At 63.9% G+C, this 17,743-nt stretch carries 15 protein-coding genes; 7 read left to right on the top strand and 8 right to left on the bottom strand.

The annotated features are described in order from the left end of the window. From ACN9MZ_RS04995 to ACN9MZ_RS04985, 3 genes are all read left to right on the top strand, one after another. Nucleotides 1-699, top strand: a complete 699-nt coding sequence (locus tag ACN9MZ_RS04995) for a dienelactone hydrolase family protein (RefSeq protein WP_426341151.1) — start codon at nt 1-3, stop codon at nt 697-699. Nucleotides 700-765: 66 nt separating this feature from the next. After that, entirely contained in the window at nt 766-2,025 is a 1,260-nt protein-coding gene (locus tag ACN9MZ_RS04990) for a PQQ-dependent sugar dehydrogenase (RefSeq protein ID WP_426341150.1), read from the top strand. Between the two features lie 62 nt (nt 2,026-2,087). Next, nucleotides 2,088-2,531, top strand: coding sequence for a thioesterase family protein (locus ACN9MZ_RS04985; RefSeq protein WP_426341149.1), 444 nt, complete (start codon nt 2,088-2,090; stop codon nt 2,529-2,531). Between the two features lie 32 nt (nt 2,532-2,563). Here the strand turns inward: ACN9MZ_RS04985 and ACN9MZ_RS04980 are convergent, their stop codons facing one another. The 3 genes from ACN9MZ_RS04980 to ACN9MZ_RS04970 form a co-directional block, all read right to left on the bottom strand. Further along, entirely contained in the window at nt 2,564-3,067 is a 504-nt protein-coding gene (locus tag ACN9MZ_RS04980; RefSeq protein ID WP_426341148.1) for a DUF3016 domain-containing protein, read from the bottom strand. A gap of 150 nt (nt 3,068-3,217) precedes the next feature. After that, nucleotides 3,218-5,404: a PhoX family protein gene (locus ACN9MZ_RS04975; protein ID WP_426341147.1), complete on the bottom strand. Its 2,187-nt coding sequence runs from the start codon at nt 5,402-5,404 to the stop codon at nt 3,218-3,220. A gap of 109 nt (nt 5,405-5,513) precedes the next feature. Continuing rightward, entirely contained in the window at nt 5,514-6,083 is a 570-nt protein-coding gene (locus ACN9MZ_RS04970) for a GNAT family N-acetyltransferase (RefSeq protein WP_426341146.1), read from the bottom strand. Between ACN9MZ_RS04970 and ACN9MZ_RS04965 the strand changes: the two genes are divergently transcribed. Both ACN9MZ_RS04965 and ACN9MZ_RS04960 read left to right on the top strand, forming a co-directional pair. Next, nucleotides 6,082-6,846: a DNA-formamidopyrimidine glycosylase family protein gene (locus tag ACN9MZ_RS04965; protein WP_426341145.1), complete on the top strand. Its 765-nt coding sequence runs from the start codon at nt 6,082-6,084 to the stop codon at nt 6,844-6,846. The two genes, ACN9MZ_RS04970 and ACN9MZ_RS04965, sit on opposite strands and share 2 nt — an antisense overlap. Nucleotides 6,847-6,956: 110 nt before the next feature. Further along, on the top strand, nt 6,957-8,462 hold the full coding sequence (locus ACN9MZ_RS04960; protein ID WP_426341144.1) for a DUF3369 domain-containing protein: 1,506 nt from the start codon (nt 6,957-6,959) through the stop codon (nt 8,460-8,462). A gap of 197 nt (nt 8,463-8,659) precedes the next feature. Here ACN9MZ_RS04960 and ACN9MZ_RS04955 read toward each other — a convergent pair whose 3' ends face one another. The 3 genes from ACN9MZ_RS04955 to ACN9MZ_RS04945 form a co-directional block, all read right to left on the bottom strand. Continuing rightward, nucleotides 8,660-9,634: a hypothetical protein gene (locus ACN9MZ_RS04955; protein ID WP_426341143.1), complete on the bottom strand. Its 975-nt coding sequence runs from the start codon at nt 9,632-9,634 to the stop codon at nt 8,660-8,662. A gap of 1 nt (nt 9,635) precedes the next feature. After that, nucleotides 9,636-11,597: a GAF domain-containing sensor histidine kinase gene (locus tag ACN9MZ_RS04950; protein ID WP_426341142.1), complete on the bottom strand. Its 1,962-nt coding sequence runs from the start codon at nt 11,595-11,597 to the stop codon at nt 9,636-9,638. Nucleotides 11,598-11,715: 118 nt separating this feature from the next. Beyond that, complete coding sequence (locus ACN9MZ_RS04945) at nt 11,716-11,931, bottom strand: hypothetical protein (RefSeq protein WP_426341141.1); 216 nt, start codon at nt 11,929-11,931, stop codon at nt 11,716-11,718. Nucleotides 11,932-12,140: 209 nt separating this feature from the next. Between ACN9MZ_RS04945 and ACN9MZ_RS04940 the strand changes: the two genes are divergently transcribed. Then, nucleotides 12,141-12,536, top strand: coding sequence for a hypothetical protein (locus tag ACN9MZ_RS04940; RefSeq protein WP_426341140.1), 396 nt, complete (start codon nt 12,141-12,143; stop codon nt 12,534-12,536). A 53-nt stretch (nt 12,537-12,589) separates the two neighbouring features. Further along, nucleotides 12,590-13,954, top strand: a complete 1,365-nt coding sequence (locus ACN9MZ_RS04935; protein ID WP_426341139.1) for a serine hydrolase domain-containing protein — start codon at nt 12,590-12,592, stop codon at nt 13,952-13,954. On the opposite strand, the gene ACN9MZ_RS04930 is transcribed toward ACN9MZ_RS04935, so the two are convergent. Together ACN9MZ_RS04930 and queC are read right to left on the bottom strand one after the other, a co-directional pair. Further along, entirely contained in the window at nt 13,955-16,924 is a 2,970-nt protein-coding gene (locus tag ACN9MZ_RS04930) for a CHASE domain-containing protein (RefSeq protein WP_426341138.1), read from the bottom strand. A 49-nt stretch (nt 16,925-16,973) separates the two neighbouring features. Continuing rightward, nucleotides 16,974-17,705, bottom strand: a complete 732-nt coding sequence (queC, locus tag ACN9MZ_RS04925) for a 7-cyano-7-deazaguanine synthase QueC (RefSeq protein WP_426168082.1) — start codon at nt 17,703-17,705, stop codon at nt 16,974-16,976. Nucleotides 17,706-17,743: the final 38 nt, after the last annotated feature.

Here is a 17,743-nt window from a genome sequence, read left to right as displayed (position 1 = left end):
ATGGACCTCAGCACGCAATGGGTCACGGTGCAGGGCCCGGACGGCGCCTTCGACGCCTTCCTGGCCCTGCCGCGCAGCGGCCACGGTCCCGCCCTGCTCTTGCTGCAGGAAATCTTCGGCGTCAACGCCCACATCCGCGCAGTGGCCGAGCAATATGCCGCCGACGGCTATGTGGTGCTGGCGCCCGACCTGTTCTGGCGCCAGGGCAAGCGCCTGGAGTTCGGTTATGACGAGGCGGACTGGGGCCGCGCCGCCCAGTGCATGCAGCGCGCCGACGTGGCGCAGGCCCAGGCCGACATCGGCGCCGCCGCGGCTGCGCTGCGCGCCACGCCCGGCGCCGAAGGCCGGCTGGCCGCGCTGGGCTATTGCTGGGGCGGCCGCATGGCCTACCTGGCCCTGGCCAATGGCCACGCCGAGCATGCGGTCGCCTACTACGGCGGCGGCATCCAGCATTGCCTGGAGCGCGCCGACGACATCCGCGCGCCGCTGCTGCTGCACTTTGGCGGGCGCGACGCCCACATCCCGCTGGAGGCCGTGCGCCAGGTGGCCGAGCGTTTCGGCGCGCGCGAACAGGTTGAAATCCACCTCTATCCGGACGCCGAACACGGCTTCAACTGCAACCACCGCAACAGCTACCACCAGCCCAGCGCCGCCGAAGCGCACGGCCACACCCTGCTGTTTTTAAGTGAAAACCAGTAAGTGCGTTCCCGCACAGATGGCGCAGTTGGGCAGTCCTACAGTTGGCTGCTAACCCAACCGGAGGAAATGATGGCTGATGACCTGAATTCCCGGCCCGCGCCTGCGGCCCTCGCTGTGTCCCCGGCCAGCACGCTGGCTGCAACCTTGATGGCCGCGCTGCTGGCAGCTTGCGGTGGCGGCGGCGGCGGCAGTTCGCCCCCCGTGACGCAACCGGCGCCACCGCCGCCGGAACCGCCCAAGCCGGCCTTCGCGCTGGCCGTGAAGGAAGTGGCCAGCGGCCTCAGCACTCCAGTATTGCTGACCGCCCCCGCCGGCGACACGCGCCGCTTCATCGTCGAGCGCCCGGGCCGCATCCGCATCCTGTCCAGCGACGGCACCCTGCGCAGCACCGCCTTCCTCGACTTGTCCGGCCTGATCAGCACCGATGGCGAAGGCGGCCTGCTGTCGATGGCCTTCCATCCGGCCTATGCCCAGAACGGCCGCTTCTACATCTACTACACGGACAAGTTCAGCAATATCGCCATCGATGAAGTGAAGGTATCGGCCGACACCAACGTGGCCGATGCCAACTCGCTCAAGCGCATCATCACCATCCCGCACCCGACCTACACCAACCATTACGGCGGCATGCTGGCCTTCGGCGCCGACGGCTACCTGTATGCCGGCACCGGCGATGGCGGGGGCGTTGGCGACCCCAGCGGCAATGCGCAAAACCTCGACTCTCTGCTGGGCAAGCTGCTGCGCCTGAAAGTAGATAACGTCGTTGCGCCGCTGTACAACGTGCCGGCCGACAATCCATTCGTCGGCCAGGCCGGCAAGCGCGGCGAAATCTGGGCCTATGGCTTGCGCAATCCGTGGCGCTTCGCGTTCGACAACAGCAGTGCCTCGCTCTACCTTACAGATGTTGGCCAGGCGTCGAAGGAAGAAGTGGACGTGGTTCCCACCTCGCTGAAGGCAGCCAATTTCGGCTGGAACATTATGGAAGGAAGCAGTTGCTACAACTCAACCAGTTGCTCCCAGCAAGGACTGACCCTGCCCATATTCGACTACGACCTCGGCGTCAACAATGCCAACGGTTGCGCGATTACCGGCGGTTTCGTCTATCGAGGCAGCGTGCTGCCGGAACTGGCCGGGCGCTACCTCTATTCCGACTACTGCAAGGGCTTCCTAAAGAGCTTCCAGTATGCCAACGGCGCTGTCAGTGAAAGCAAGGACTGGGCGGTGGGCGACATCGGCAAGATCCCCTCCTTCGGGCAGGATGCGGCAGGCGAGCTGTACATGCTGAGCGAATCCGGCAAGGTGTATCAGATCATCCGCAAACCGTAACGGCCGGTCCCGGTGGCGAAGGCGCGCTACAATGGGCGCTTTCCCACCAGCCCGCGAAAGACATGGCCAGACTGACGCTTGCGTTCCCGGAAGACCAATTCTGCTTTTCGACCCAGCTGACGGTCCGCGTGACCGACATCAATGGCGCTAACCACCTGGGCAACGACTCGATGATTTCCATGATCTCGGAAGCGCGGGCGCGCTTCCTGTTCGAGTTCGGCGTGCAGGAAACCGAAGCGGACGGCACCGGCATCATCGTCACCGACCTGGCTACCACCTACCGCGCCGAAGCGCACGCGCGCGACCAGTTGCTGTTCGACGTGGGCGTGATGGATTTCAACAAGTACGGCGGCGACGTCATCTTCCGCATTACCCGCCCGGCCGACGGCACGCTGGTTGCCATGGCCAAGCAAGGCTTCGTGTTCTACCACTACCGCCACAGCCAGGTGGTGCCGATGCCGGACGACTTCCGCGCCAAGTTCAGCCGCGTAAACTGGATCGACTGAGCTGGATCGACTGACTGGACTGAGCGGCAGCCTCATTTGCTGCTGAGCTGGGTCGCTGCGCCGAAGGTTTTCTTGAACCAGTCGTCGACCATCGGCTTTTCATACCGCAGCGAATCACCGCCCGCGTACCGGTTCAGGCCGTCCAGGTACATCATGTTGCTGAGGCGGTCGGTGCCGCTGGCAAGCACCTTGCCATCCTGTTGCAGCGTATAGGTCAATTCCATGGTCGGCCAGTCGGCCCCGCCGCGCAGGATGCGCAAGTCGTGCAGGGAACGGCGGCGCGGCTCGACGCGTCCGGCCAGGTCGATGTCGGTCACGGTGATCGATAATTGCTGGTTGGCCGGCAGTTGCTTGGCCAAGCCTTCGAAATGGGCGGTCAGCTCCTTCAGCACCTGGTCACGGTCCTGTTCCCAGAACGGCACGTCAGAGAACTTGTCCGGGTCCTGGTACTTGACGGTCACCCCGCCCGCCGAGGCGGCGCCGGCCGCCGCCAGCAGCAAGGCGGCGGCAATCCAGAAGCGAGTTTGGCGTTTCATGATCGGTTTCCTTTCCTAGATAACCTTTAATATACTCCGCGCCCCCGCCCGCGCTGTCATTGAAACAATTCCTGACAAAAAAAACGGGCCGGATACGTCCGGCCCAGAATAAATGGGGACGTACCCCATTTTTCAGACAACTTTTTACAATCAGCTACCGATGCGGCCGCCGTCGTTCTTGGTGATGGCGATGGTGGCCGAGCGCGGACGCTTGCCCACGCCGTAGCCGGCATTGCCCGGCCACTGGCTGGTGTATTTCGTTGGGTCGGCGATATTGGCGCCGGCCGTGCCCTCGCCCGGGTGCTGGATGTTGACGAACAGCGTCTTGCCATCCGGCGTTTCGGTGATGCCGGTCAGTTCGCAGTCGACCGGGCCGACCAGGAAGCGCTTGAGCGTGTCGGCGGTCGGGGTCTTGCCGACGAAGGTGTCGACATTGGTGGCGCCGTACGCCAGCGTGACTTTCTTGCCGTCGCCCACCTGGCCTGGCAGGCCGGCCAGCATCATGCAGTTGGTGACATCGGTATAGGCGCCGTCGTCGGTCTGGATCCAGCAGATGCCGGTGGAGCGCGAGAAGGCCAGGCCATCCGGGCTGGAGAAGTCCTGGTCGGCAGTCAGGCTGGACAGGTTGACCAGGCTTGGGTTGGCGTCCGACTGGGCGCCGAACAGGTAGACGTCCCAGGTGAAGGCGGCGGAAGCATTGCCGTCTTTTTCCTTGACGCGCAGGATGTGGCCATTGACGTTGCCGCTCTGCTTGGACGTGCCCTTCATGTCGTCATAGGTGCGCGGGTTCGGGCCGTCCGGTGCGGTACGGGCGCTGTTGTTGGTGAGGGTGAAGTAGACCTCGCCATTGGCCGGGTTGACCGAGCACCATTCCGGGCGGTCCATCTTGGTGGCGCCCACGGCGTCGGCTGCCAGGCGGGCATTGACCAGCACGTCGGCCTGGTCGGCGAACTTATAGGTCGTGTAAGCGGCGATGGCGGCGTTGCTGATGTTCAGCTCGATCCAGGAACCGCTGCCGTCGGCAGCAAACTTGGCCACGAACAGCTTGCCCGAATCCAGGTATTTGTCGCCGGTGGCCAGCAGGTCGGCCGGCGCAGCGTCGGCCTCGCTCCAGGTGGCGGTGGAGACGAATTTGTAAATGTACTCGTTGCGCGAGTCGTCGCCCATGTACACGGCCAGCGGCTGACCGGCCACGGTCTTGCCGAAGGCGGCGCTCTCGTGGGCGTAGCGACCCAGCGCGGTGCGCTTGCGCAGGTTCTTGCCCTTGTTGTACGGATCGGCTTCCACGATATAACCCATGCCGTTCATTTCGTTGCGGTAGTCGTCGCTCCCGTCGAGCGAAGCACCCAGCTTGGAGTTGTTCCAGCGCGCGTACTTGTCGTCGGCGCCGCCCGATTCCCAGCCGTGGCGCGATGCGGCGCCCTGGCTGCGGCCGTAGCGCTTGAGCGCGGCGACGCTCTTGTCGTTGCCGCGCGCGGCATCGTCGGTGGCGCTGCGGGTGAAGTAGCCGCTCCAGTTTTCTTCGCCGGAGACAAAGGAACCCCATGGAGTGCGGCCGGTGCCGCAGTTGTTCAGGGTGCCGCGGATCTTGCTGCCGTCCGGCGAGTACTTGGTCTTCACCAGGGCACTGCCCTTGACCGGGCCGCTGAGATCGCATTCACTCAGGCAGGTGACGCGGCGGTTGAACGCCGAATCCTTGACGTATTCCCATTTGCCGGCGTTCTTGCGCACTTCCACCACGGAGATGCCGTGCAGCGAAGTTTCGCGGTCGATTTCCGCGGCCGGGCGCGGCAGGGTGTTGGTGCCGCCATTGGCGTGGATGAAGAAGGACGCCAGCTTTTCATTGGTTGTCGCTTCGTGGTTGATAGCTAGCAGGCCGCGGTCGTTGCCGCTGGCAGAAGGTTTGCCGGCGCTGTCCAGGCCAAAGAATTCCATGCCGTCGTGGTGGTCGCCGGCGCGGTTCTCGAAGTCGGCATCGCTGCCGTCGTTCTTGAAGGCAGTGGCGGAAGCGGTCAGCGGGTCACCCAGTGCGTAGATGACGGTGGCGGTATAGCCGGCCGGCACGGTGACCAGGTCGGCCAGGCTCTTGCCCACGGCCGTAAAGCCCAGCAGCTTTTCCACCGGTGCCGGCGTGTCCGGCTTGGTGACCACCGGTGCATCGTCGCCGCCACCGCCGCAGGCGGTCAGCGTGGCAGAGCCCATCATCACGGAGATGGCCGACGCTACCGAACCGCGCAGCAGGTTGCGGCGGCTGATGCGCTTGTCGAGAATTTCGCTGAAGTGCTCGTTCGGGGTATCGTTGTAGCCGATATCGTCGTGATCGATTTTGTTTTCCATGACGCTTTCCAAAAGTGGGGGTAGTTGAAACTGCCCGCCATTCTAGGAAGCGAAGATGACAACATTGTGACTATCCGATTGCGCGCCGCAAACGAAAGGGACGGCCGGTTCAGCTTTCGCTCGCCCGCCATTCCATCTTTTGCAGCTGGATATGCGGGTGGCTTTCCAGCGCTTCCCACTGCGGCAGGAACTGGAAGCCGAGTTTGCGGTAAAACGCTGCGGCGCGTTCGTTCGCCGGCGATACCTCGAGCACCACGCGCTGGTGGCCCTTTGCTTGCGCGTGCCGCTTCATCGCATCGACCAGCGCTGCCGCCGCGCCACTGCCGCGCAGTGCCGGCTTGACCCACATCGCGATCAAGCTGAACTCCTGCGCCTCACTCAGCACACCACCGATCATGCCGACCGGCATGCCGCCGTCAAAGGCCAGCAGGTAGGCCGCCGGCCCGCGCCCCGCAGCACGGTCTTGCCACTGGCGATCCGGGTTGGCGGCGGCGCTGGCGTGCGTCACGCCAAAGGCAGTGGGCGCATCGAGCAGCGCGGCCAGGCGCAGCTCTTTGAGGGTGGTCCAGTCGTGTTCGGTCGTAGGTCGGATCAGCATGCTGCGAGTATAGCAATTGTGCGTGCGCGCACGGCGCCGCAGCGCTGCAGCGCCGATGCTGTCGGCAAGGAGGTGCGCCATGCCCGAAGGCCCGTCGATCGTCATCCTCAGCGAACAGGTGCGCGCGTTTGAAGGGCGCACCATTGCCTGCGCCAGCGGCAACAGCAAGGCCGTACCGTTCGACGAGCTGCCCGGCCAGCCTGTGCTGTCGCTGCGCAGCTGGGGCAAGCATTTCCTGATTGAATTGCCGCTGTACACGCTGCGCATCCACTTCCTGATGTTCGGCAGCTACCGCATCGACGAGCGCAAGGCAGACGCCGAGCCACGGCTGTCGCTGCAATTCGAAGAAGGCGGCGAGCTGAACTTCTATACCTGTTCGGTCAAGCTGGTGGAAGGCGAACTGGAGCAGGCTTACGATTGGCGCGGCGACGTGATGTCGGCGCATTGGAGTCCGCGCCTGGCGCTGAAAAAACTGCGCGAAAATCCTGAGCGGCTGGTCTGCGATGTCCTGCTCGACCAGGACATCTTCGCTGGCGTTGGCAATATTATTAAAAACGAAGTATTGTTTCGTTTGCATATGCACCCTCTCTCCATGGTAAGTAAGTTGCCACAAGGAAAGTTGCGTGAGCTGGTGAAGCAAGCCCGCCAATACAGTTTTGAATTCAAACAATGGAAACTGGCGTTTGAATTGAAAAAACATTGGCTGGTGCACAACCGTGCCGTGTGCCCGCGCTGTAATATCAAACTGCACCGGGCCCATCTCGGGCTCACCCAGCGCCGTACGTTCTGGTGCGAGCGCTGTCAAAAGCGTTACGGCGACGCAGAAGATGTTGTAAAGCTCTAGCTCGTCCAGTATTGCCTGTTGTTAATAACAATGGGTAGGACTACAATCAATTTGATGCGCCTGAAACGCGCATCATCCAGGACTGTGTGTCACATTTGGAATTTGCCAATATGTCTTTCTTGTCTTCTGCTACGCCCAAACTTGCGCCGTGGCGCATCCTGCTGGTTGATGACGAACCCGATATCCATGACATCACCAAGCTCACGCTGAGCCGGTTTCGCCTGGAAGGACGCAGCCTTGCTTTCCTGCACGCATACAGCGGCGCCGAAGCGAAGGAAGTGCTGGCAAAAGAAAAAGACATCGCCTTGGTCTTCCTCGACGTGGTGATGGAGCGCGAAGACTCCGGCCTGGAAGTGGCGCGCTGGCTGCGCGAGGACCTCGACAACCAGTTCACCCGCATCGTGCTGCGCACCGGACAGCCGGGCCAGGCGCCGGAAGAACGCGTGATCGTCAATTACGACATCAACGATTACAAGGAAAAGACCGAGCTCGATCGCACCAAGCTGTTCACCACTACTTTCGCCGCCCTGCGCGCCTACCGCGACATCATGAAGGTGGAAGAAGCGCGCCAGCAGCAAATGCATTACCGCGAAGGCCTGGAGCGCGTGATCGCCGCCTCGGCCCACATCTTCCAGGCACGCAACCTGAAAGACTTCGCCAACGGCTTGCTGCAGCAGGTAGTTGCGCTGCTGCGCCTGGAGCACAGCATGCTGGTGCGCCTGCGCGGCGCCAGCGCCGTCAGCGGCGAGCACGATTACGAAGTGCTGGCCCAGATCGGCCAGGACGAGGACAGCCTGCTGACGCCGGAGCTGCTGGCCCAGCTCAAGGACGCCGAGCGCAACCGCATCTCGCGCATGGCCGGCGACACCTTCGTCGGCTACTTCCCCAACAGCAGCGGCAAGGCGTCGCTGCTGGTGCTGAAGGGCGTGGACGAGATTTCCGAGATCGACCAGAAGCTGCTGGAGATTTTCTGCAGCGGGGTGGCGATCGCCTTCGACAATATCCTGCTGACGCAGGAAATCACCGACACCCAGGCCGAGCTGATCATGCGCCTGGGCGATGTGGTCGAATCGCGCTCCAACGAAGCCGGCAACCACGTGCGGCGCATGGCCGAATTCTGCCACCTGCTGGCCAGCGCCTCCGGCATGCCGGAAGATGAAACCGCCGTGCTGAAACACGCGGCGCCGATGCACGATATCGGCAAGATCGCCACGCCGGATTCGGTGCTGCTCAAACCGGGCAAGCTTGATGCGGCCGAGTGGGAAATCATGAAGCAGCATCCAACGGTCGGCCTGTCGATCCTGGACGGCTCGCAGCGCCCGATCCTGAAGGCAGCCGCCGTGATCGCCCACCAGCACCATGAAAAGTTCGACGGCAGCGGCTACCCGCAAGGGCTGAAGGGCCACGCTATCCACGAGTACGCCCGGATCGTGGCCGTGTCCGACGTGTTCGACGCGCTGATGCACAAGCGCTGCTACAAGGATGCCTGGCCGGTCGAGAAAGCGGTGGAGCACATGCGCGAAGTGGCGGGCACTCACCTCGACCCCAAATTCGTCGAACTGCTGATCGCCAATATGGACAAGGCGCTCGCGATCAACGAGCGCTTCCCCGACTGAAATTCGGGGTCAGGTCTGTCATTTGGACAGCGGTGAACGACGTTTGACAAAAATCAAATCACCGAAAAACAGCAGGATGGGACGAAGACGCGATATTGCGATTCGCCGCGTTTTGATTTTTGTCAAAGGTGTGGGCTGTCTGTCCAAATGACAGACCTGACCCCGACTTTAAGAGAAACGGCACCATCGGCGCCGTTCTACTTTCCTGCCAAGTCGGCGGCCAGAGCGTCAACCTCCTCCAGCGAGCGATCCGCCATGCATAGCTGCAAGTGGCGATCCAGTTTTCCCGCGACTTTACCGTAGCTGACAACCTTCCCGTCCAGAAGCAGCGCCAGGTCCTCGCCGAGATGCGCCGAACTCCAGTCGTTGAGTGCCTGCGCGGCGCCGGGATTCAGCAGCAAATGCAGCGAGGGATACTCGAAATTGACGTTATCGCAGCTCCAATACGCGGACGTGCCCAGCAAGCCTGCCTCGGTCACAATCGGCTCCCGGCCGACCCATATCCGCGTCTCTCCCGACCTGCTGCGCGACCAGATGGTTTCATGCATCCCCTCCTTGGGCAAGTAACTTGCATGCAACAGCTGCAACTTGATCGCCGACCTGCTTTTGACGGCGTGAACCGGTTCCGGCCGCCCTTCCTTCAGCGCATTTGCCAATACGCCGATGCGGTCATAAACGTCAAACGGCATTTCGACCTTCCAGCATGATGAATCCTGCGCGACGGACAAGACTTTCTTCAGCTCTTGCTCGCCATTTGGCCCCGCCAGGCGGTACGACACGGTGACGTCCTTTCCCATACCCCATCGCTGCCTTGACGAGGAAGCGCCAAGTATCTGCACGCGATAGTTCGCCCTTTGCGCCAGGCCCGCCGCCAAGTACGCCGCCACCAGTTCTTCCGTGGCTGCGCTCCGTAGGCGCTCATCGCTCCAGTCCGGGCCAAGCAGGCGTTGGCGGATCGCCACCGATCCCGGTGCATAGCGGTCGTCCAGCACTTGCCGGATGCGTTCGCCATATGCCTCCAGGGACGCGGATTCCACTAGCCCCGCCGAACGGACAGGATCCGTCACGCCCAGCGCAACGAATTGCCTGGCTGCCGCTTCCGCGCTCTTCAGGCAATCTCCAGCCTGAGCCGCGAAGGGCAGCAGGCTGGCAGCAAGGATAGCGGCCCTCACCTTACACCGCCGGCTTGCGCTGGTCGCGCGGGAAACGCAGGTGGTAGTGCAGTCCCATGCCGGGCGAGCTGACCACCTTCACCGTGCCGCCCAGCGGTCCGGTTACCAGGTTGTACAGGATGTGCGCCCCCAGGCCACTGCCGCCGGAGCCGCGCTTGGTGGTGAAGAAAGGATCGAACAGCTGCTGCAGCGTGGTGGAATCCATGCCGACGCCGTCGTCGCTGTAATCAAACAGCACGTGATCGCCTTCGAGCTTGCCGGTGATGCGGATGGTGCCCTTCTGCCCTTCTTCGAAGCCGTGCACCAGAGAGTTCACCACCATATTGGTGACGATCTGCGAGACGGCGCCGGGGAAACTCTCGCAATGAATGTCCGGCGGGCAGTCGACGTTGACGGCAATCGGCTTGCCCTTCAGCTTGGGCTGCAGCGACAGCAGCACTTCATCCAGGTATTTGCGCAGGTTGAAGTGGCGGATATTGTCGGACGACTGGTCCACCGCCACCTGCTTGAAGCTGCGCACCAGCGCCGCGGCGCGCTGGGTGTTGGTGGTCATGATCTTGAGCGACTGGTCGACCGTGTCGAAGAACTGGTGCAAGCCGTCTTCGTCCAGCGTGCCTTCGGCCAGGTCGAGGCGGCACAGGCGCAGTTCTTCCACCAGGTGGCTGGTGGCGGTCACGCAGATGCCAAGCGGGGTGTTGATCTCATGCGCGACGCCGGCGACCAGGCGCCCCAGCGAGGCGAGCTTCTCTTGCCGCACCAGCTCCGATTGCGCCGTCTGCAATTGCGTCAGCGCGGTGGCCAGCGCGGTGTTCTGTTCTTCCAGTTCGGCCTTGGCGCGGCGGATCGCAAGGTCGGCGCGGGTCCGCGCGATGGCGGCGGCGGTGTGGTTGGCAACATAGGCCAGGATATCGAGTTCGGCCTGCGAATACATGACCGACGCGTCGTAGCTTTGCACGATGATGACGCCCAGCGCCTGCTCGCCCACCATCATCGGGCAGCCCATCCAGCTCGCGATGCCCTGGTTGCCCAGTGGTTCATTGATTTCGCCTCGGCCCATCAGCGCCGCGAACGCGGGTCCGTCGAGCAGCATGGGCTGGCGCTCCTTCAGCACGAAGGAGCTCACGCCGACGCCGTATTCGAAACGCCGGAGCGGCGCTTCCTGGTCTTTCTCGTCGACGAAGTAAGGGATCGAAATTTCGTCGCGTTTGGGATGGTAGAGCGCAATCAGGAAATTGCGGGCGGTGATCAGGCTGCCGACAATCTCGTGCAGGCGGGCGTACAGCAGCCTGGCGTCCGATTCGGCCGATGCCGATGCGGACAGGCTGGCAATCTCGTACAGCGCGCGTTGCAGGCGTTCGGCCTTGCTGCGCTCCGCTACTTCGCGCTCCAGTTCCAAGGTGCGTTCGCGCACGGCACGCTCGAGCCGGTCCATGCTCTGCAAGCCTTGCAGGGCGCTCGACACGTGGTTGGCAATCTGTGCGAACAGGGCCTGGTCTTCCTCGCTGTAGGTGTGCTCCTTGTCGTAGCTCTGGATCACCATGGCGCCCAGCACGTCATGGTCCTGGTCCAGCAAGGGGCAGCCGACCCAGTGCTCGGCGATCGTGCCGACGCCGAACACTTCGTTTTCTGCGCGGGCGCGGTGTTCGTCGCCCGTCATCACCAGGCGCTGCTTGTTCAGGATGACCCAGGCGGTGGGCGACTGGTCGGGCGTAGCCAGCTGCACCAGCTGGTCCTTGTAGGGATGGTCATCCACTTCGTCGACAAAATAGACGAAGCGCACCGCATTGCCGGGCGCGTCGCGGTCGCTCAGGGCCACGTAGAAATTGGCGGCGTACATGATGCGGCCCAGTGCCGCGTGCACGGACTGCAGGAAGACCAGGATGTCGGTGCAACTATTGGACAGCTTGCCAATTTCCAGCAGGATTTCCTGGACGGCCTCCAGGCGGCGCAGACGGCTTTCCATCTTATTCCCAAGGTTAGATGCGTCTGGGAAATATAGCAGGAGGCGCCCACGCTAGCCAGCGGAAAACAAAGCCCGCGTGGTGCGCGGGCTGTATCAGGAAAGCCAAGTTTGTGCCAGATCAATGCAGCGACATGGCAGGCCGCCGCGGCGGCAGCACCGGCGGGCCGAGGGGGGTAATGCGCGGATCGATGGCCGGGTCGGGCGTCTGGTATTTGAAGGGATTGATGATGATTGGTGGAATCGTCGGTGGTGCGGATGGCGGGCCTTTGGGGCCGCCGCCGAACCATGAAATTGCGCTGCGCTGGCGCGGTTCGCTGTCGATTCCCAGGAGCAACGATTGGCTCCCGTCTCTTACTAGCCAAGCCATATTCCCCTCCATCTCAGAGATCGGATATTCAGTATAGGCAAACAGTTAATCAATTCAAGGCGCAACGGCGGACTTTTTCCATTCATCATGCAAAATCCACCGTTCGTCGCAAGCGGATGGCTGGCAAGGGGCGCCGCGCCTACAGTGACACCATGTTCAACGCCAAGAGGCCCATCATGAAAAAGGTATTTGCCCTGTCCCTCGTCCTGCTGTTCTTCTGCATGCTGGCAGCCTGGATCACCTTCGATGCCAGCGACCTCGTCGTCACGGTCGGCGACACGGACTATGACGGGCCGCTGGGCGCCCTGTTCGGTACCGTGCTGACGGGCAGCGTATTTGCCGTGGTGGCGGTGGCGATGATCTTCGCGGCGGCGATCGTGGCCGTGGTGATGGCCGGGGTCGGCGTGATCGTGATCCTGTCCCTGGCGCTGGCGGCCGTGGTGACCATGGCAGCCGTGTCGCCCCTGTTGCTGCCGCTGATGATCCCGTTCTTCATCTACTGGCTGGTGAAGCGCCGCCACCGCAAGCCTGCCGAAGCTGCCGCGCCGGCGCTGGAACATGCCCCTGCCTGACTCGCCCGGATCGGGTGCTAGAATGCATTTTTTGCAACTCAAGGATTGCCTCCATGCGCCCGACCATCCTGCTGCTCTCCCTCGCCTTCTGTGCCCCCGCTTTCGCTGACAAGCTCGATGACGCCATCCTGGCGGAGATGAAACGCAGCCATATCCCCGGCGTTTCCATCGCCGTCGTGAAGGACGGCAAGATCATCCGCGAACAAGGCTATGGCCTGGCCGACCTGGAAAACAAGGTCAAGGTCACGCCCGCCACCATCTTCCAGTCCGGCTCGGTCGGCAAGACCTTCACCGCGGCCCTGGTGATGCTGCTGGCCGAAGACGGCAAACTGTCGCTGGATGACCCTGTTTCCAGGCACCTGGCGAACACGCCCAAGGCCTGGGACGGCATCACCATCCGCCACCTGCTGTCGCATACCTCGGGCCTGGGCGATCCTTACGCCAAGCTGGACCTGACCAAGGATTACACGGAAGAAGAGCTGATCGCGCTGGAGGCGGAGATCCCCGTGCTGTTCGCGCCGGGCGAGAAATGGTCGTACTCGAACATGGGCTACCACCTGCTCGGCTTCATCTGCAACAAGGCGGGCGGCAAGTTCTATGGCGACCAACTGCGCGAGCGCATCTTCGCGCCGCTGGACATGGGCACCCGCATCATCAGCGAAGCCGACATCATTCCGCACCGTGCGCGCGGCTATGAACGCAAGGGCGGCAAGCTGGTGAACCAGTCCTGGGTGGCGCCGCGCCTGAACACCACGGCGGACGGCAGCCTGTACCTGACGGCGCGCGACCTGGCGAAATGGGACCTGGCGCTGTATGGCGACAAGGTGCTGCCGGCCAGCGTGCGCAACGCCAGCTGGACGCCCGCCAAGCTGAACGACGGCACTGCCACCGAATACGGCTATGGCTGGCAATTGTTCCAGCGTAACGGCCACCGCGCCATCGCTCACGGCGGCGCATGGCAAGGTTTCCGTTCGCAGCTGTACCGCTTCGTGGACGACAGGCTGTCGGTGGTGGTGCTGGCCAATTCGGCCAGCGCGCGCCCCGGCAAGCTGGGGGACATCGTCGCCGCGCATTTCCTGCCGGCGCTGGCCGTCAAGCCGAAACCTGCGATTGCGGAAACCGAACCAGCCGTGGCCGAACGCGTGCGCGCCATGTTCGCCAGCATCGCCGAGCGCAAGCTGCCGGAAGGCTTGAGCGACAAGGTAGCCGGCAACCTGCCGCCGGAGTTCCTGGACATGGTGTCCGAAGACCTGCGCGAATGGGGTCCGCTGCGCACGGTGGATGCGCTGGCGCGCAGCACCGACGGCGAGATGCGCAAGTACAGCTACCGCCTGAACTACGCCAGCGGCGCCCTGTTGGTCGACCTGAGCCTGGGCAAGGGCGACAAGGTCGAACAGCTGCGCATGCGTCCGGACTGATCAGCCTTCCACCCGGTTGCGGCCGGCGCGCTTGGCCCGGTATAGCGCGTGGTCGGCCCGCACCAGGGCCGCGTCGCCGCTGCGATCGGCCGACGCCATGCTGGCGATGCCGATGCTGACCGTGATGGCGATGCTGTTGCCATTGCGTCCCATCGGGGTCTCGGCAATGCGCTGGCGCAGGCGCTCGGCAAAAGCGCGCGCCGCTTCCAGGTCGGCGCCCGGCAGCAGGATGGCGAATTCCTCGCCGCCCACGCGGCCCAGCATGTCGATCTTGCGCTGCGAATCGCGCATCAGGCCGGCCAGGTGGCGCAGCACGGCGTCGCCCCAGTCGTGGCCGTGGGCGTCGTTGATGTCCTTGAAGTAGTCGATGTCCAGCATCAGCACGGCGGCGCGGCCGCCGACATCGCGCTGCAGGCGGGCCTGCTCGTCTTCCAGGCGCGCCATGAATTCGCGCCGGTTCGGCAAGCCGGTCAGGAAGTCGGTGGTGGCCAGCTGCAGCAGCTCTTCATTCAGGCGCTTGCGCTCCGTGATGTCGATGGTGGAGACGATCACGAAGTCCAGCGCATGTTCGTGGCCCGGCATCACCAGCAGGGTCAGTTCATTCTGGCGCTGCACGCCATCCAGGCGCAGAAAGCTGCCTTCGCACTGGAACAGGTGCGCGCCCTGCTCCATTGCCAGCAGCGCACGCCTGAATTCCCGCATGGCCGACGGCGCGAAATTCTGCGCCAGGCCCAGCTTGCCCGCCTGCTTGCAGGCCGGGTCGGCGCCAACCTGGGCCAGCGCGGCGGCATTGACGTCGGTGATGTGCACCAGCCCGGCCAGGCGTTGCAACTGGCTGGGGTTTACCTGCAGCCATTGCGCCACATCTTCCACGCCCGAATCGGCCAGCTCCAGCAAGGCCGCGCGCACGGCCGACCAGTCCTGCTGCCACAAGGCGACCGGCGCATGGTCGTACAGGCTGCGGAAGCGCGCCTCGCCGACGCGCAAGGCTTCGGCGGCGCGCGCCTGTTCCACCGCGATGCCGGCCAGGCTGGCAGCCTGGTCGATCAGGGCCAGCTGCGCCACGCTGGGACGCTGCGGTTCGCGGTGATAGATGGCAAAGGCGCCCAGCACCTTGCCGTTGGCGCCGTGCACCGGCTCCGACCAGCAGGCGCCCAGTCCCGCCCGCAAGGCCATCTCGCGGTACGGCGCCCACAGCGGGTCGCTGGCGATGTCCGCCACGATCACGCGGCTGTTGCTGGTGACGGCCTTGCCGCAGGAACCGTTGCCAAAGCCGATCGGCAAGCCGTCGATGGCCTGCCTGAAAAAGGCCGGCAGGCTGGGGGCGGCGGACAGGTGCAGGTGCCTGCCTTCTTCGTCAAGCAGCATCACGCTGCAGATCATGCCGGGGTTGACCACCTCGATGCCGCGCATCAGGCTGTCCAGCACCTCCTGCTGCGGCGCACCGGCGGCCAGCAATTCCAGCACCTGGTGGCGCCCTTCCTCGCGCCGCTCGTTCAGGGTGCGTTCGGTGACGTCGCGGAAGGACCACAGCCTTGCTGCTTCGCTGCCCAGGCGCAGCGGGCGCGTGGTCACTTCCAGCACGCGGCCATCGCGCATCTGCAGCTGGCTGTGGCTGTCCTCGTCGTCCGGCTCGGGCCGGGCGCAGGCCTGCAGGAAGGCATCGGGCTGTTCCAGCTGGCTGGCCATATGGGCCAGCAGGATGGCGCCGTCGTTTTCCCAATCGAGCTGCTCCGGCACATTCCACAACTGGCGGAAGCGGCGATTGGAGTTCAGCACGGCGCCGCTGTAGTTGTCGACCAGGATGCCGTCCACCGTGGAATCGAGGATGCAGCGCAACACCGCCTGGCTGCCCTGGGCATGTTCGGCCATGGCCAGCAGGGTTTCCTGCCCCTCGCGCAATTCATCGCCCATGCGGCTGCTCTGGTCGAGCGCCAGGCGCAGGCGCTGCCGGCTTTCCGCCAGCACGTAGGCCAGCAGCGCCAGCAAGGCGCTGATCAACAGGCCGCCAATGGCGATGGCGCGCGGTTTATCCGAAAGCACGCCGTTGGCCTTGGGCAGCGCGCTGATATGCAGGGTCCAGCGCCGGCCCGCCAGGCTGATGCGCTTGAGCGCGTGCTGGCGCCCTTCCACCGCGGCAGCCGCCGGCGCGCTGTCGAACATGCGCGTCATGGCGTTGGGTGCGTCGCCGTCGTAGACCTCCACGTCCAGGCCGCGCAGGGCATCGTGCCCCAGCGCCGCCATCACGTCTCCCACGCGAAACGGCGCGTAGACCCAGCCTTTCAGCGCACTGCGGCGCTGGATCAGGGTGTAGCGGCCCACGCCGTTCTGGTAGATCGGCAGCGCGATAATGAAGCCGGACTGCACCGGGTCGGCGGTTTCCTGCTTGAGGAGCAGCTTGCCCGTCATGGTCGGCAGGCCGGAATCGCGCGCCTGCTCGAAAGCGGCACGGCGCACTGGCTCGGACAGCCCGTCATAGCCGAAAGCCTGCATATTGGCGCCGGAGAACGGTTCCAGATAGACCACCGGGCCGTACTGGCTGCGCTGGCCGGGCGGCGTCACCGCGTAGTCGGGAAAGCCCTCGGCCTTGACGATGGCGACGTGCGACTCAAGCTGCGCACCCGGCACCAGGCGCATGAAGCCGATGCCCTGCATGCCAGGAAAGTTCTGTCCCAGTTCCAGGCGCTCGATATAGGTGTGGAATTCCTGCCGGTCGACGTAGTCGGAACTGGCGAACAAGCCCTGCACGCCGTACAGCACCTGCACATAGGCCTGCATGCGCGCAGCCATATTGTTGACCAGTTCGCGGGCGCGGTATTCGAAGCCGCTGCGGGCGTCGCGCTCGGCATCGGCGTGGGCGCCCCACCAGACGCTGCCGGTCGCCGTCAGGCAAAGCGCAACCACCAGCCCAGCCAGCAGGCGGGGTTGGAGCAGGCGTTGGAGCGGCGGGCTGGCAGGTGGCCTCGGCATACCAGCATCTTAGTTTGTTTAGGGCAAAGCAATTGCCCTATAGAAAAAGTCAATCGGCGCTACTATCGTGATTGCCGCGCAGTGCGGCCTGGTACAGGCGGTAGCCGCGCGCGCGCAACTCGCAGGCCGGGCAGGTGCCGCAGCCATAGCCCCAGTCGTGCAGCGCGCCGCGTTCCCCCTTGTAGCAGGTATGGGTGTCGGCGCGGATCAGGTCGACCAGTTCCTGGCCGCCGAGGCGTTCGGCCAGTTGCCAGGTTTGCGCCTTGTCCAGCCACATCAGCGGGGTTTCCAGCTTGTTGCGGGTGTCCATGCCGAGGTTCAGGGCCACCTGCAGCGCCTTCATGGTGTCGTCGCGGCAGTCCGGATAGCCGGAGAAGTCGGTTTCGCACATGCCGCCGACCAGCACGGTGAGGCCGCGGCGATACGCCAGGGTGGCGGCCACGGTCATGAACAGCAGGTTGCGGCCGGGGACGAAGGTGTTCGGCAGGCCGTTTTCCTGCATCACGATCTCGATGTCCTCGGTCATGGCCGTCTTCGACAGTTGCGAGATCAGGCCCAGGTCGACCATGTGGTCTTCGCCCAGGCGTTCCGCCCATTCCGGCTTCACGCTGCGCATCTGCTGCAGCACGCGCGGGCGCACGGTCAGCTCAATCGCATGGCGCTGGCCGTAGTCGAAGCCGATGGTTTCGACGCGCGGATAGCGCTCCAGGGCCCAGGCCAGGCAGGTTGTCGAGTCCTGTCCACCGCTGAACAGGACCAGTGCGGCGTCGTTTGTCAGCATCGCAGTCTTTCTTAGAGGTCTATTTGTAATCAATCATT

Source organism: Pseudoduganella sp. S-14, from assembly GCF_049913285.1.
In the GTDB taxonomy this organism is placed as follows: domain Bacteria; phylum Pseudomonadota; class Gammaproteobacteria; order Burkholderiales; family Burkholderiaceae_D; genus Rugamonas.
The sequence above is the reverse complement of the archived record's forward strand: the minus strand, read 5'-3'. Positions and strand labels throughout refer to the sequence as shown.